General features: G+C 59.5%; 10 protein-coding genes and 2 tRNA genes. 3 read left to right on the plus strand and 9 right to left on the minus strand.

All coding sequences use genetic code 11. From position 1 onward, the window contains the following. Positions 1–66 precede the first annotated feature (66 nt). Complete coding sequence (locus tag J7548_RS00985; RefSeq protein ID WP_290969141.1) at positions 67–1,149, plus strand: site-specific integrase; 1,083 nt, start codon at positions 67–69, stop codon at positions 1,147–1,149. Positions 1,150–1,151: 2 nt separating this feature from the next. Here J7548_RS00985 and J7548_RS00990 read toward each other — a convergent pair whose 3' ends face one another. From J7548_RS00990 to J7548_RS01000, 3 genes are all read right to left on the minus strand, one after another. Further along, complete coding sequence (locus tag J7548_RS00990) at positions 1,152–2,366, minus strand: hypothetical protein (protein WP_290969144.1); 1,215 nt, start codon at positions 2,364–2,366, stop codon at positions 1,152–1,154. 480 nt (positions 2,367–2,846) lie between these two features. Further along, the gene (locus J7548_RS00995; RefSeq protein WP_290969146.1) at positions 2,847–3,548 is read right to left on the minus strand and encodes a hypothetical protein; all 702 of its coding nucleotides are present in this window, start codon (positions 3,546–3,548) and stop codon (positions 2,847–2,849) included. Between the two features lie 206 nt (positions 3,549–3,754). After that, positions 3,755–4,366 (minus strand): recombinase family protein, encoded by a 612-nt coding sequence (locus J7548_RS01000; RefSeq protein ID WP_290969149.1) that lies wholly within the window; start codon positions 4,364–4,366, stop codon positions 3,755–3,757. 32 nt (positions 4,367–4,398) lie between these two features. Between J7548_RS01000 and J7548_RS01005 the strand changes: the two genes are divergently transcribed. Next, complete coding sequence (locus J7548_RS01005) at positions 4,399–5,370, plus strand: hypothetical protein (protein WP_290969152.1); 972 nt, start codon at positions 4,399–4,401, stop codon at positions 5,368–5,370. Between the two features lie 165 nt (positions 5,371–5,535). Continuing rightward, positions 5,536–6,246, plus strand: coding sequence for a hypothetical protein (locus J7548_RS01010; protein WP_290969154.1), 711 nt, complete (start codon positions 5,536–5,538; stop codon positions 6,244–6,246). A gap of 144 nt (positions 6,247–6,390) precedes the next feature. Here the strand turns inward: J7548_RS01010 and J7548_RS01015 are convergent. From J7548_RS01015 to nirB, 6 genes are all read right to left on the minus strand, one after another. Next, a tRNA-Arg gene (locus tag J7548_RS01015) sits at positions 6,391–6,467 on the minus strand. An 88-nt stretch (positions 6,468–6,555) separates the two neighbouring features. Then, positions 6,556–6,632 (minus strand) — tRNA-Pro (locus J7548_RS01020). A 72-nt stretch (positions 6,633–6,704) separates the two neighbouring features. Next, positions 6,705–9,470 carry a nitrate reductase gene (locus tag J7548_RS01025; RefSeq protein WP_290969158.1) on the minus strand — a complete coding sequence of 922 codons (2,766 nt, stop codon included), beginning with the start codon at positions 9,468–9,470 and terminating at the stop codon, positions 6,705–6,707. Positions 9,471–9,497: 27 nt separating this feature from the next. Next, the gene (locus J7548_RS01030; protein ID WP_290969161.1) at positions 9,498–10,736 is read right to left on the minus strand and encodes an FAD-dependent oxidoreductase; all 1,239 of its coding nucleotides are present in this window, start codon (positions 10,734–10,736) and stop codon (positions 9,498–9,500) included. Between the two features lies 1 nt (position 10,737). Then, positions 10,738–11,100, minus strand: coding sequence for a nitrite reductase small subunit NirD (gene nirD / locus J7548_RS01035; RefSeq protein ID WP_290969162.1), 363 nt, complete (start codon positions 11,098–11,100; stop codon positions 10,738–10,740). 42 nt (positions 11,101–11,142) lie between these two features. Continuing rightward, positions 11,143–13,722 (minus strand): nitrite reductase large subunit NirB, encoded by a 2,580-nt coding sequence (gene nirB, locus J7548_RS01040; protein ID WP_290971532.1) that lies wholly within the window; start codon positions 13,720–13,722, stop codon positions 11,143–11,145. Positions 13,723–13,727: the final 5 nt, after the last annotated feature.

Here is a 13,727-nt window from a genome sequence, read left to right on the forward strand (position 1 = left end):
TAAGCGCTGACAGGCGCAGCCTAGTACGAGGACTTGCCCAAACAAATTCACTTTACGGAGAATTGTGTGGGAACGATCCAAGTACGTGATGACAATATCGGGCTAACAACATATCAAGCCCGTGTACGCCGAGTAGGCTACCGGGCGGTTTCCAAAAATTTCCCCAACAGGGCGGAGGCCGAGAAGTGGATTGCTGCGGTAGAAGCTGATCTCGATAGAGACGCCGCCTTGCGGGCGCAAGAGAGTGCGAGGCAGAAGCTTGGATTGCATGTAGAGGCTCGTGCGCCAGTACCGATGGATGCGCCGCTGGTATCGGATGCAACGCCGTTCCGCGATCTTATGCAGCGGTACAGCGTTCTTGTATCACCGCTGAAGAAGTCGGCGGAAAGCGAGATATTGCGGCTGGGGAAGCTGGGGAGAGACAAGATTTCCAGTTATGCGGTAGGGAGTCTCACTCCATCAATCATCGCGCAATGGCGGGATCGCCGCTTGGGGGAAGTCGCCCCTGATACCGTAACCCGCGAGATGCATTTGATGTCGGCGGTGATTAACATGGCGCGGCGGGAGTGGGGGCTTGAGCTTGTCTGTAATCCATTCGCGTTACCTCGCAAGCCGAAGCGATCGAAAGGTCGAATACGCCGGCTGCGGGGGAATGAACTGGCCCGCTTGCTTCTTGCAGCGGAGACAGCGCAGGGCGGATTCCTATACTCAATGATTCAATTCGCCATCGAGACGGCCATGCGGCAAGGAGAGATCGTCTCGCTTGATTGGCGCTATATTGACCTCGACAAGCGCACTGCGCACCTACCCAATACAAAGAACGGCGACCATAGGACGGTGCCGCTCTCAATGCGTGCGATAGAGTTGCTACGAAAACTCGCGGTCATAGAGCTAACACTGGATCGTGCTGGCCCGGTGTTCCCCGGAGTGACCGGGGAGGCTGTTAAGCGCGCATTCCAGAATGCTCGGAAGCGTGCTGGTATCGAAGACCTCCGCTTCCATGACCTGCGGCATGAAGCAATCACTCGACTATTTGAAAAGGGACTTAATCCGATTGAAGTCGCATCTATTAGCGGCCACAAAGACATGCGTATGCTTCAACGATACACTCACCTTGAAGCCAATAAGTTAGCCCAGAAGCTGAACTAAGGTCAGTCATCCTGCGTCGCTTTTGAATCAGGGGGCGTTTGTTGCTTGCTCTTGCCGCCCCCTCCCTTTTGCATCCCTGTCTTTGCTATTTCAACAAACTTATCTTTTAGCTCTGGTACCACCCCTATCGCCTTTTGGAATGCGGCTGAGCTAATCAATTCGTGCCAAGGGCTTCCGTGAGTCTCGCTCTCAACCAGTCGCAGTGGCGCTTCTTCTAGGCGGGTCAGTGCTGAACCGAACAGTCTGGCTTCAAACGCTTCGTCGATACGAGCTGCCTCCTTGCGATAGCCCTCGTATGCCTTGGCTACTGACGCCTTGAAGGCATAGTCTTCAGCAAGCCGGAATCGCTGCCCAATCTGCTTTGTCGCCAACCAAGAGAACCACAATGGTGGGCCAATGCTTAGCAAGGAAAGGACAATGTGCATCCAAATGACGTTCCATTGCGGGTTGTCCGATGTCATTGCGGTTGACAGTAGTGTTACGCGGCCAATTCCCAGATATGCGCCAATGGTGAGGCCCGCCAATAGTCCAAAAACCCAGACCCACATGGAGACACCTAGTTTGGACGCACGTTGATCGAATGCTGCTGCAAGGCCTTTGGTCGTAGTGATGCGGTATGCTTCTTCGCATTGAGCGACCAAACGACTAGCTTCGTCTTGCTTGGCTGTGAGATCAGCTGATGCTGCATTTGCTTCGTCGGATCGACCCTGAATCTTGCCGAGAAGCGCCGCAGATTCGTCCGAGATTCGTGACACTTCGGCGCGTGCTGAATTGAGGCTTTCCAAATCTGAAGGGAGTGTTTCTGCTGCTTCAAAGGCCTCTTTAATCAAGTTGATTTGATTCGTAAGGGCTTCTTTGTCGGGGGTAAGTTGCTCTATTTGGGCATTGAGAGAACGGAGTCGCCGAGCGAGCTTTGTCGGCAAAATGTTGTTATCGACCTTTTCCCACCCCAAAGCACTTGCGACTTGTGCCTCTATATTACTCAAAGTGGACATGTAGGCTGGTGCAGCCTGTTGCCCGTGGCCGTTAAACAAATACTGGACAGTTTGTGTTTGAAGAAGCGTTAGTTGCGTTGGCAGTCTTGCCAAGGCATTTTCTAGTGGTGCAGGGACTGTATCGCTTGCTGTTGCTCTAATACGTTCGGACAGCCCAGTTGCAGCTCTCGCTAGATCGTGTCGGTTCAATGCTGGGTGATTCCATCCATACATTTCCGTCATCGTTCTGTCATCGCTAGTCGTCGCTAAAACAGCTGTCCCAACGCTGTCCAGTGATGTGCAAAGTTTCTCAAGTCCAGCGTGCATTGATTACCTCTTTGATTTTTATATTCGGTTTGTTAACCATATCACGCAGTTAAATGAAGTTAAGTACATTTTTAATGTAGAAATGACGACTAGCCTGCTGAAAGGAAAACAGATAGGACGCACGCGCACAGAGAAGGGAGGAGCAGGGCTGATGCCCCGCTCTTGCACTCAATACAACTGGTACCCACCGTTGTCCAAGTAGTCTTCGGGAGAAGAGAATCCGCCTGTGCTGTTGGAGGGCTACCACCGCCTACCCGTAGAAGCCAGAGCCAAGGCCCGGCGTCGAGATGAAGTTCTTTGACATTTCTTTGATAGCTTTCTTGATAAGCAAGGTCTTTTTGACGTCTCCTTTCTTTCTCATGTTGCTGTTTCCTTCATTTTTGATGTGTGAAACGATCACTCGTCGCATTGATACGCTGATGCCCAATCCTTGCAAATGCCCTTGGTTGCACGAACCCTCTCCATGATCCTATCCAGCAGTTGGTTCATCCGGGTCTCAACGTTGGCTAGCCATTGCGGGCTTTGTATGCATGATGGTTGCTGTTGTTTGATCGCAAGGGTGAGGAGCCGAAGGGCGGCTATTGAGTCCTTTGAGAGATGTGCTTTAGCTGTGAGATGCTTACCGGCTGATTGGAAGAGTGGGCCAAGGAGGGATTCACCAGCCAGAATACCCGCTTCCATGAGTTTCGGGAGATACCTGCGGATATGCTGGGCTTGGCGGTTGTGTAGCTTGGCGTACCAGCGGGTGAGTATGCTGACGCCTGGAGTGATGCCGCGCCGCTGGTTAGTGAACTGAAGCACGAACAAAGCGAAGTCTCTTACTTCTTTTCGTAGACTGGCGACTGCTGCTTGACGTTGTAAGCTTCTTTCACTGACGTGAATCTCGGGCCAGAAGCCCTTGTGTTTCTTCGCCTCTGCTGCTGACACTATTTCCCCTGTGTCAATGTCCACGTACTCAGTGATGACCGATGCGTGGTACTTCGTTCTTGCTTCGCTTTTTATTTTGAGCGGGGTCGTGACTGTCCTCAACTGAGGAGCCAAGGTGGCAGGTATGAATCGCGGGCGTGGCTCATCACCACATCCAGTCTTATAATTCAATAGGAATTCCTTTAAGTATTTGTTTTGAAATGGTTTTTTTTAAGATGAAAGTGGACGTATTCACCACTTCAGTCTCGGTTTTATGACTTTCACTCCTTGGCTGTGTCGTGCACATAGCTGACCGAAATTACCTGTGCCGTTCTGGCGTCAAAGAGAAGAGCCAGTCAGTTTGCTTCTGACTGGCCTTAATGGGACGTCTATAGCAGCTATTGCGCCTGCTGTGCCGCCTTCATAATAGTTGGGTGGGAGACGCCGTACTCCTTCGCCAGTCCTCGCGCTGTAGCCCCTCTGGCCAGCTTCTCACGTATCTCTTCATGCAACTGGGACAGCTTCATCCCTTGCTTCTCTGCGAGTACGGCAAGGGTGTCCCTGCGGCCTAGTACCTTCCCTTCGGCCTTTGCACGCGCTAACCCTGCTTGTGTTCGCTCTATCAACTGATCCCGTTCGAACTGGGCGAATGCGGCGAACATTCGGCGCACCAATTCACCGGCGGCACTGGTCACTTCCATCACAGGCAAGTCGAGTACTACGACGCGAATGCCTTTTTGCCGTAGCATTTCTACCGTCCGATCAACGTCGGCGGCATTGCGCCCTAGGCGATCCAGCTTCGCGACCACGAGGATGTCATCCGGCTCAAGCTCGGAGACTAACTGAACGAACACTGGACGCTCCATTGCTGGAACGGTGCCGCTAATAGTCTCCGCCCGAACACGGCGCGGGAGGATGTCGTATCCAGCCTGCTTGGCGAGGAGAGCTTGGTTATCTGTGGTTTGGTCTACCGTGGAGACACGGGCATACAGGAAGGTGCGGGAGGACATGATTACCTTGAAAAACAAATGTGGTAATCATTGTGCGTGGTAATCAATGTGTTTACAAGGATTTTATTACCACTCCCGAAGAGGTGCTACCGCTGGCAAACAAACGGTCGATTAATTACCGGGCCTTTTGCGGTAAATTTAGCGACTTCATTGCGGGGAGTGACATGACATCTCATAGGTACTACTCAGAACGGCAAGGACTGAACCCAAATGCTAAGGGGCTTCCCCTGCTAGACATTTGTGGGTTGTTTATCCGAGTTTTTAGCCAGTTGCAAACTGATGGCTATTTTGATGAGGCACTTGGTTCTTGGTGTGTCGATGCGGGACACACGCCGGGTTACATTGGAGATGTGGACTTGGAGATGCTTCTCGCCATCAGAAAGAAAGACTTGTATCCAATTGAGGATCGGGCGCTTTCGTATTCCGAAGATGATCTATTCGACGTGATCGAATTCCTATATCAGCATGTGTCTGCGCCCGTTGATGGAACCATGCACAACTTTGGCGGATGTGGGATGCATTGGGAGACCTTTAATAAACAGAAAGGGCAGGTGCTGTTCCGCGAGAAAATCAATGGTGTGTTGGGAAACTATGCGCGGAGATATGAGCTATCAGTTAAGGGGGAGATTCTTCAGAGTCCAGATGTTGGTTTTGAGATGATCTTCGAGGCAGATTTACCAACAAAGGATCAGACCATCGTCGAGAGAACGAACGCTGCTATCGTGAGATACAGACGACACGGGTCAACAACGGATGATCGCCGGCAGGCTGTACGCGATCTTGTAGACGTTCTCGAATATCTGCGTCCCCAGTTGAAGGTGTTACTGACTAAGAGCGATGAGAGCGAGCTATTTAACATAGCGAACAACTTTGGTATTCGGCATTTGAATGACCAGCAGAAGACCGCCTATGACGCCTCTATTTGGCTGAGTTGGATGTTCTACTATTATCTTTCGACAATCCACGTGGTGCTTCGCAAAATCGAGGCATCGAAATCAAAATGACCAAAACCGTCACGGGGGAGTGGCATCTCTGGCGCAGCGCAGTAGGCCGCGTAAAAATCCGAATCAAGTTTTGGTCGTGAGTAGTTGTGGGTTGATGAGTTTGCTAAATTGCGCCAACAAAACTAGAAAACGAAGGGGGGGGCGATGTGCGCCGTTAATTGGACGATGCTGCTGGAGTATCTGAAGGTCGTGTTCAGTTGGCCGCCGATGGCCGTTGTGATTACGCTGTTCGCAGTGTTCAAGTTTAAAGCTGCTATAGATGACCTCTTGAGCCGCATTGTCAGTGGCAAGATTCTAGGTCAAGAGATTCACGCTGCCCCGCCTAAAGATGCACCTCAAGGCAGTGTCAATGCCCCGGATGTTTTAGTACCACCGGTGCCCGATTTCGTGGCACCAGTGGGCGTAGGTGTTGCACTGCGGGATGAGCCAGCCGTCAATGAGCCACATCCGCCAGCCGAAGAGCCTCTACCGCCTGAGCTGGTCAACGACCCGCATGCAAGGGCGGCCATAGCTTATGTGCGTGAGAATCCCGCCCAAACGGTTATCGAATACAAGAAAGTGATGACGGCGTTATCGTCAGAGAGGTTGTACGTCCGCATATTCGGGACACAAATATCGGTGTTGGTTTTTCTTAGCAGTCGAAATGGCGGGCCTGTCTCTGCGCCTGCCCTATCTGCATATCACGAGGAGTACCAGCGACTGTCCGACAATATGGAGTACTCGTTTGAAAGCTACATGGATTTCCTCGTTGGTGCCGGGGCCGTTGAGAAAGTGGAGGCTGCCGTACCTCAATATCGGATGACGCCGTTTGGTGTGGAATTCCTTGCGTACATAAGAGCGCAGTACCCCATTGCATGGATGCAGCGGGCATTTTAGCTGGGGGGCACGCTGGAAGCCGGAGGGCGAGTGAGCACACTTTGAGCACACTGCTGAAGTAAAATTATCGGGTCGGTCTCGGTGATTGCCGTCCACCCTCGACGCAGTAAGTGCCTGATCTGCAAAGAAAAGTACGAAAGAAACTGGCCTGCCCTAAGGGAATCGAACCCCTAACCTACGGCTTAGAAGGCCGTTGCTCTATCCGGTTGAGCTAAGGGCAGAGACGCAAGCCGTTTCGCGGAAGCTTGCCGAAACGATTGCGGAAAAGAAAACGGGCTGTCTTGCGACAGCCCGTTTTCTTTTAATGAGTGGTCGGAGTACAAGGATTCGAACCTTGGACCCCCTGGTCCCAAACCAGGTGCGCTACCGGGCTGCGCTACACTCCGAGAAGCGGAATAATAGCAGCATCCGGCCATCCAGGTCAACTTGCCCTTGTGGAAATATCTGCGGCGGCGCGCTCAGGCCGCTTCAGCGGCATCCGCCGCCTTGATTTCCACCAGCAGTTTCTTGATCTCCGGCACGCACGAGCCGCAGTTGCCGCCGGCTTTCAGGCAGGCGGTGACTTCGCCGACTTCCTTCAGGCCCTTGCTGCGGATGGCGCCGCAGATGGTGTTGCGGCCCACGCCGAAGCAGGAGCATACGGTCGGGCCGGCATCGGCGCCTCTTTCTATCGGCTGGCCCACCAGCAGGCCGACGCGGTCGGCTTCTTCCAGTTGTTCCTTGGCGAACAATCCGGCCAGCCACGAACGCGAGGGCAGGTCGGGGCGTGCCGACATGAAGATGCACATGTCGATACGGTTTTTGACCACATGCACGGCGCGGTAGGCGCCGGCGCTCAGGTCTTCGTATTCCAGCCAGTCGGCCTCGGGGTCTTCCACGCCCAGCAGCTTGCGCGCCCATGCCGCATGGTCGTCGATGTTGTTGCGGCTGGCCAGTTCGAAGCGGGTGAAGTCGCGGCCCTGCACGCGGGTCCAGTGCGTGATGTCGTCCAGCGCCAGGTCGTGGCGGGTCAGGATGAAGCCGTGCCACGACACGCGGAATTCCTCGATCGCCACCGGCGTGTGCTTGAACTCCGGTTCGCCCGATACCGGGTCGACCACCGGGTTGACCAGGGCGCCCACGCGCGCGTCCGAGGCCGACTGGTTGTTCCAGTGGATCGGCACGAACACGCTGCCGCGCGGGATGCCGCCGCCGTGCTGCACGCGCGCCACCATTGCGCCCCAGCGGCTGGAAATGCGCGCCAGGCCGCCTTCGCGCACGCCGTACAGCAACGCGTCCTGCGGATGGATGTCGATGAAGGATTCCGGGATATGGTTGGCCAGCGTGGCCGACTTGCCGGTGCGTGTCATCGTGTGCCAGTGGTCGCGCACGCGGCCGGTGTTGAGCACCAGCGGGAAGTCGTCGCAGGTCTTGTTGGCCGGGTTGCGCGGTGCGGTCGCCACGAAGCGCGCGCGGCCGTCGGCATGGGTGAAGTGCAGGTCTTCCAGCACGCGCGCGGCGCCGGCGATGCTGCCGTCGGACAGGCGCCGCACCGGCCACTGGATCGGCTGCAGGGCGTCATATTGCCGCTTGTCCATGCCAACCAGGCCTGCCAGGTTGAATACGCGGCGGATCTTGCCGGCCGCGCCTGCAGTGATGCCCGGTTCGCCGTTGCGGTGCGCCGACAGCCGCGCATGTTCGTCGAAGATCGCATGCGGGCCGTCGAAGTCGAAGCCGTCGAAGCCCATGCGCCGGGCCACGTCGCAGATGACCTGCCAGTCCGGGCGCGCTTCGCCGGGCGCCAGCAGGAAGCCGCGCTGGCGCGAGATGCGGCGCTCCGAGTTGGTGACGGTGCCGTCCTTCTCGCCCCAGCCCAGCGCCGGCAGCAGCACGTGGGCGAAGGCGTTGGTGTCGGTCTTTTCGATGATGTCGGAAGATACCACCAGTTCGCATTTCTCCAGGGCGCGTCGCACCAGGTCTGCATCCGGCAGGCTGACCATCGGATTGGTCGCCATGATCCAGACCGCCTTCACGCGCCCGTCCTCGATGGCGCGGAACAGGTCGACCGCCTTCAGGCCCTGCTTGTCGGCGATGCGCGGCGATGCCCAGAAGCCTTGCACGATCTCGCGGTGGGCGGCGTTGTCCAGGTCCATGTGCGCAGCCAGCATGTTGGCCAGGCCGCCGACTTCGCGCCCGCCCATCGCATTGGGCTGGCCGGTGATCGAGAACGGCCCCATGCCGGGACGGCCGATGCGCCCGGTGATCAGGTGGCAGTTGATGATGCTGTTGACCTTGTCGGTGCCGGCCGAGGACTGGTTCACGCCCATCGAAAAACCGGTCACGACTTTTTCGGTGGCGGCAAAGGCTTCGTAAAAGGCCATCAGATCCTTTAGGTCGACCTTGCAGATGCGCGCCACCGTGGCGGGATCGGCGCAGTCGGCGTCGGCCGCGGCCAGCGCTTCGTCGAAGCCGCTGGTATGCGCTTCGATGAAACCGTTGTCGCGCGCGCCACGATGCGCCAGGTAGCTCAGCAGGCCGTTGAACAGCCAGACGTCGGTGCCGGCCTTGACCGGCAGGTGCAGGTCGGCCAGTTCGCAGGTGGCGGTGCGGCGCGGGTCGATCACTACCAGCCTGGCGTGCGGCCGGGTTTCCTTGATGCGGGCGATGCGCTGGAACAGGATAGGATGGCACCACGCCGCATTGGAGCCGACCAGCACCACCATGTCGGCCAGTTCCAGGTCCTCGTAGCAGACCGGCACCAGGTCTTCGCCGAAGGCGCGCTTGTGGCCGGCCACCGCCGACGACATGCACAGGCGCGAATTGGTGTCGATGTTGGCGCTGCCGATGTAGCCCTTCATCAGCTTGTTGGCGAGGTAGTAGTCCTCGGTCAGCAACTGGCCGGAGACGTACAGCGCGACCGCATCCGGGCCGTGCTCGGCGACGATGGCCGACAGCTTGCCGGCCACGGTATCGAGCGCGGCATCCCAGGAGACGCGCTGCATTACGCCGTTGCCGTCGCGCATCTGGGGATACAGCAGGCGGCCGTCGAGGTCGACCGTCTCGCCCAGGGTCGAACCTTTCACGCACAGGCGTCCCTTGTTGGCCGGATGCCGCTCGTCGCCCTTGACGCCGATGGCCCCGTCTTGCCGCAGCGAGGCCGAGACGCCACAGCCCACGCCGCAGTAGGGGCAGGTGGTCTGGACGGTGGCGGCGGCAATGGCGATCGGGGTGGGGGACAGGTTCACGTATCGGTTCCTTTGAAACTATGCAGCCTAGGCAGCTTTCTGGCACATCGCCTGCCCGAACGGCAGTTCGCGCCGGAAGGCGGAAATATCGCGTCCGCTCTGGATCAGGTCGAAATACCACGGCCCGTCCTTGACGTCGCCGTACAGCACCGCGCCCACCAGCCGGCTGCCGCGCAGCACCAGGCGCTTGTAGATGCCGCGCCGCGGATCGCGCAGCACCAGGTCTTCGGTATCTTCGGCGCCGATGAAGTCGCCGGCGGAATAGAGGTCGACGCCGGTCACCTTGAGCTTGGTCGCCGTGGCTTGCTGCACGTAGCGGCGATGCCCGGCGCCGGCCAGGTGCGCGCCACAGACGCGCGCCTGGTCCCAGATCGGCGCCACCAGGCCGAAGGTGGCCTTGCGGTGCTGCACGCATTCGCCCACGGCGTAGATGCGCGGGTCATAGGTCTGCAGCGTGTCGTCGACGATGATGGCGCGCTCGCAATGCAGGCCGGCTGATTTGGCCAGCGCGATGTTGGGGCGTACGCCGGCGGTCATCACCACCAGGTCGGCGGGAATCTCGCTGCCGTCCTTGAAGCGCACCGCGCTCACGCGGTCCGGTCCGACGATTTCGGCGGTGTTGGCATTGAGCAGGAAACGCAGCCCCTTGGCTTCCAGCGCCTTCTTCAATAGTTCGGCGGCCGGCTTGTCCAGCTGCTGGTTCATCAGCGTGTCGGTGACGTGCACCACGGTCACCTCCATGCCCTGGCGCATCAGCCCGTTGGCCGCTTCCAGCCCCAGCAGGCCGCCGCCGATCACGATCGCGTGGCGGTGCGTGCGTGCCGCTTCCAGCATGGCGTCGACGTCCTGGATGTCGCGGAAGGCGATTACGCCCGGCAGTTCATGGCCCGGCACCGGGATGATGAACGGCGTGGAGCCGGTGGCCAGCAGCAGGCGGTCGTATTGCACCTCGACGCCGCTCCGGGAGCGCACCACGCGGCGGCGGCGGTCGATGTGTTCGACCGGATCGCCGGCATGCAGCGTGATGCCGTTCTGCGCATACCACTCGCGCGTGTTGAGCATGATGTCGGCGATGCTCTTGTCGCCGGCCAGCACCGGCGAGAGCATGATGCGGTTGTAGTTGCCGTGCGGCTCGGCGCCGAACACGGTGATGTCGTACAGGTCGGGCGCCAGCTTCAGCAATTCCTCCACCGTACGCATGCCGGCCATGCCGTTGCCGATGACGACCAGCGCGGGTTTGCCGTCCTTGTCGGCCGGGGCGTTCATGTCAGGCGCCGATCAGGATACGGCCGGCCTCGATGCGGGCGGGCCAGGCGGGCACCGAATTGGCCGGCTCTTCCAGGCATTCGCCGGTCTGCAGGTCGAAGTGCTGCTTGTAGATCGGCGAGGCCACCACGATGCGTTCGCCCAGGTTGCCCACCAGGCCGCGCGAGAGCACCGCAGCCCCGGCGTTGGGGTCATAGTTGCCGATGGCGAACACGCGGGTTTCCTGGCCGCCGCCGGTGGTGTCGATCACGTGGAACACCGCCACCTGTTCGCCGTCGATGAGGGCGCATACGCCGGTGTTGGGCACGATGTCGTCGAGGTCGCAGACCGGGATCCAGTTCTTGATTTGTTGGTCGCTGTGCATGGCTAGCTCCTGTTGCTGTGCGCTTCGTGCAGTTGGTTCGATTCAGACGGCTTCCGCCACCACCGGAATATCCAGCAGCTTGCGCTCGGCCGTGGTGGCCGGGCGGATCTGGCCGCGTTCCTCGACGAACCTGATGTTGCCGTCGGCGGCTTTGCTGTTGACGAAGTGGCGGAAGCGCTTGCGGGTTTCCGGATCGGTCACGGCCTTCTTCCATTCGCATTCGTAGGTGTCGACCACGTGCTGCATCTCGGCTTCCAGTTCGGCGGCGATGCCCAGCTTGTCGTCGATGACCACGCTCTTGAGGTAATCGATGCCGCCTTCCAGGTTCTCGCGCCAGGTGCTGGTGCGCTGCAGGCGGTCGGCGGTGCGCACGTAGAACATCAGGAAGCGGTCGACGTAGCGGGTCAGGGTGGCTTCGTCGAGGTCGGAGGCGATCAGCTCGGCGTGGCGCGGCTTCATGCCGCCGTTGCCGCACACGTACAGGTTCCAGCCTTTCTCGGTGGCGATGATGCCGACATCCTTGCCCTGGGCTTCGGCGCATTCGCGGGTGCAGCCGGACACGCCGAACTTGATCTTGTGCGGCGAGCGCAGGCCCTTGTAGCGGTTTTCCAGGCGCACCGCGAAGCCGACGCTGTCGCCCGCGCCATAGCGGCACCAGGTCGAACCGACGCAGGACTTCACCGTGCGCAGCGACTTGCCGTAGGCGTGGCCGGTTTCGAAGCCGGCGGCGATCAGCTCTTCCCAGATGTCGGGCAACTGCTCCACGCGCGCGCCGAACAGGTCCACCCGCTGGCCGCCGGTGATCTTGGTGTACAGGCCGTACTTCTTGGCGATCTGGCCGACCGCGATCAGGCCGTCGGGCGTCACTTCGCCGCCGGCCATGCGCGGCACCACCGAGTAGGTGCCGTCCTTCTGGATGTTGCCGAGGAAGTAGTCGTTCGAATCCTGCAGGCTGGCGTGTTCCTTCTTCAGCACGAAGTCGTTCCAGCAGGACGCCAGCACGCTGGCCGCGACCGGTTTGCAGATGTCGCAGCCCAGGCCTTTGCCATGTTTGGCCAGCAGTTCGCCGAAACTCCTGATATTGCCCACGCGCACCAGGTGGTAGATTTCCTGGCGCGAGTACGGGAAGTGCTCGCAGATGTGGTTGTTGACGGCCAGGCCCTGCTTCTTCATCTCGGCCTTCATCACCTGCGTCACCAGCGGCACGCAGCCGCCGCAGGTGGCGCCGGCCTTGGTGCAGGCCTTCAGTTCGCCGATGCTGGTCGCGCCCGCCGCCACGGCCGCGCACAGCTGGCCCTTGGAGACGTTGTTGCAGGAGCAGATCTGCGCCGACTCCGGCAGCGCATCGACGCCCAGGCCGGGTTTGGCCTTGCCGTCCGATTGCGGCAGGATCAGGAATTCCGGCGACTCGGGCAGCTCGATCTTGTTGAGCATCATCTGCAGCAGCGTGCCGTATTCGGCGGCGTCGCCCACCATCACCGCGCCCAGCAGGTGCTTGCCCGATTCGGACACCACGATCTTCTTGTAGATCTGGCGGCGCTCGTCGGTGAACTGGTAGGAGCGGCTGCCGGCTTCTTTGCCGTGCGCATCGCCGATGCTGGCCACGTCCACGCCCATGAGCTTCAGCTTGGTGCTCATGTCGGCGCCGTTGAAGGCCGGCACTTCGACGGCCTCATCCATGTGCGACAGCAAGTGCCTGGCCGTGGTGCGGGCCATGTCGTAGCCGGGCGCCACCAGGCCGAAGATGCGGCCGTTCCACAGCGCGCATTCGCCGATGGCGTAGATGCTCGGATCGGAAGTCAGGCAACTGTTGTCGATCACGATGCCGCCGCGGTCGCCCACCTTCAGGCCGGCTTCGCGCGCCAGTTCGTCGCGCGGGCGGATGCCGGCGGAGAACACGATCATGTCGGTTTCCAGGTGCGAGCCGTCCTCGAAGTTCATGCGGTGGGTGTGGTTCTTGCCGTCCACGATCTCCACGGTGTTCTTTTGGGTATGCGCGGTCACGCCCAGGTCTTCGATCTTCTGGCGCAGGATGCGGCCGCCGCTCTCGTCGACCTGCACCGCCATCAGGCGCGGCGCGAATTCCACCACGTGCGTCTGCAGGTCCATGTCGCGCAGCGCCTTGGCGCATTCCAGGCCCAGCAGGCCGCCGCCGATCACCACGCCGCTGGTGGAGCGCTTGCCGCATTCGAGCATCGCTTCCAGGTCTTCGATGGTGCGGTAGACGAAGCAATCGCGGCGCTGGTTGCCCGACACGGTCGGCACGAAAGGGTAGGAGCCGGTGGCCAGGACCAGCTTGTCGTAGGCCAGCGTTTCTTCCACGCCGTTGACATTGACCAGCACCGTCCTGGCGACGCAATCGATGTGCTGGGCCTTGGCGTTGAGCTTGAGGTCGAACTCGACCGGGCTGTGGCCGGCATCGAAGAAGCCCGGCGCCACCAGCGACAGGTCGTCGGCGCTCTTGCCGGCGAAGAATTCGGACAGGTGCACGCGGTCGTAGGCCGGGCGCGGCTCTTCGCACAGGATGGTGACCTTGAGGTTGAGGTCGGGCGTGCCGCTCTCGGCCAGGCACTCCAGGAATTTGTGGCCGACCATGCCGTGGCCGATGACGATGATGTTCATGCTCA

This window comes from Herbaspirillum sp., assembly GCF_017744395.1.
Taxonomy (GTDB): Bacteria; Pseudomonadota; Gammaproteobacteria; order Burkholderiales; family Burkholderiaceae_D; genus Herbaspirillum.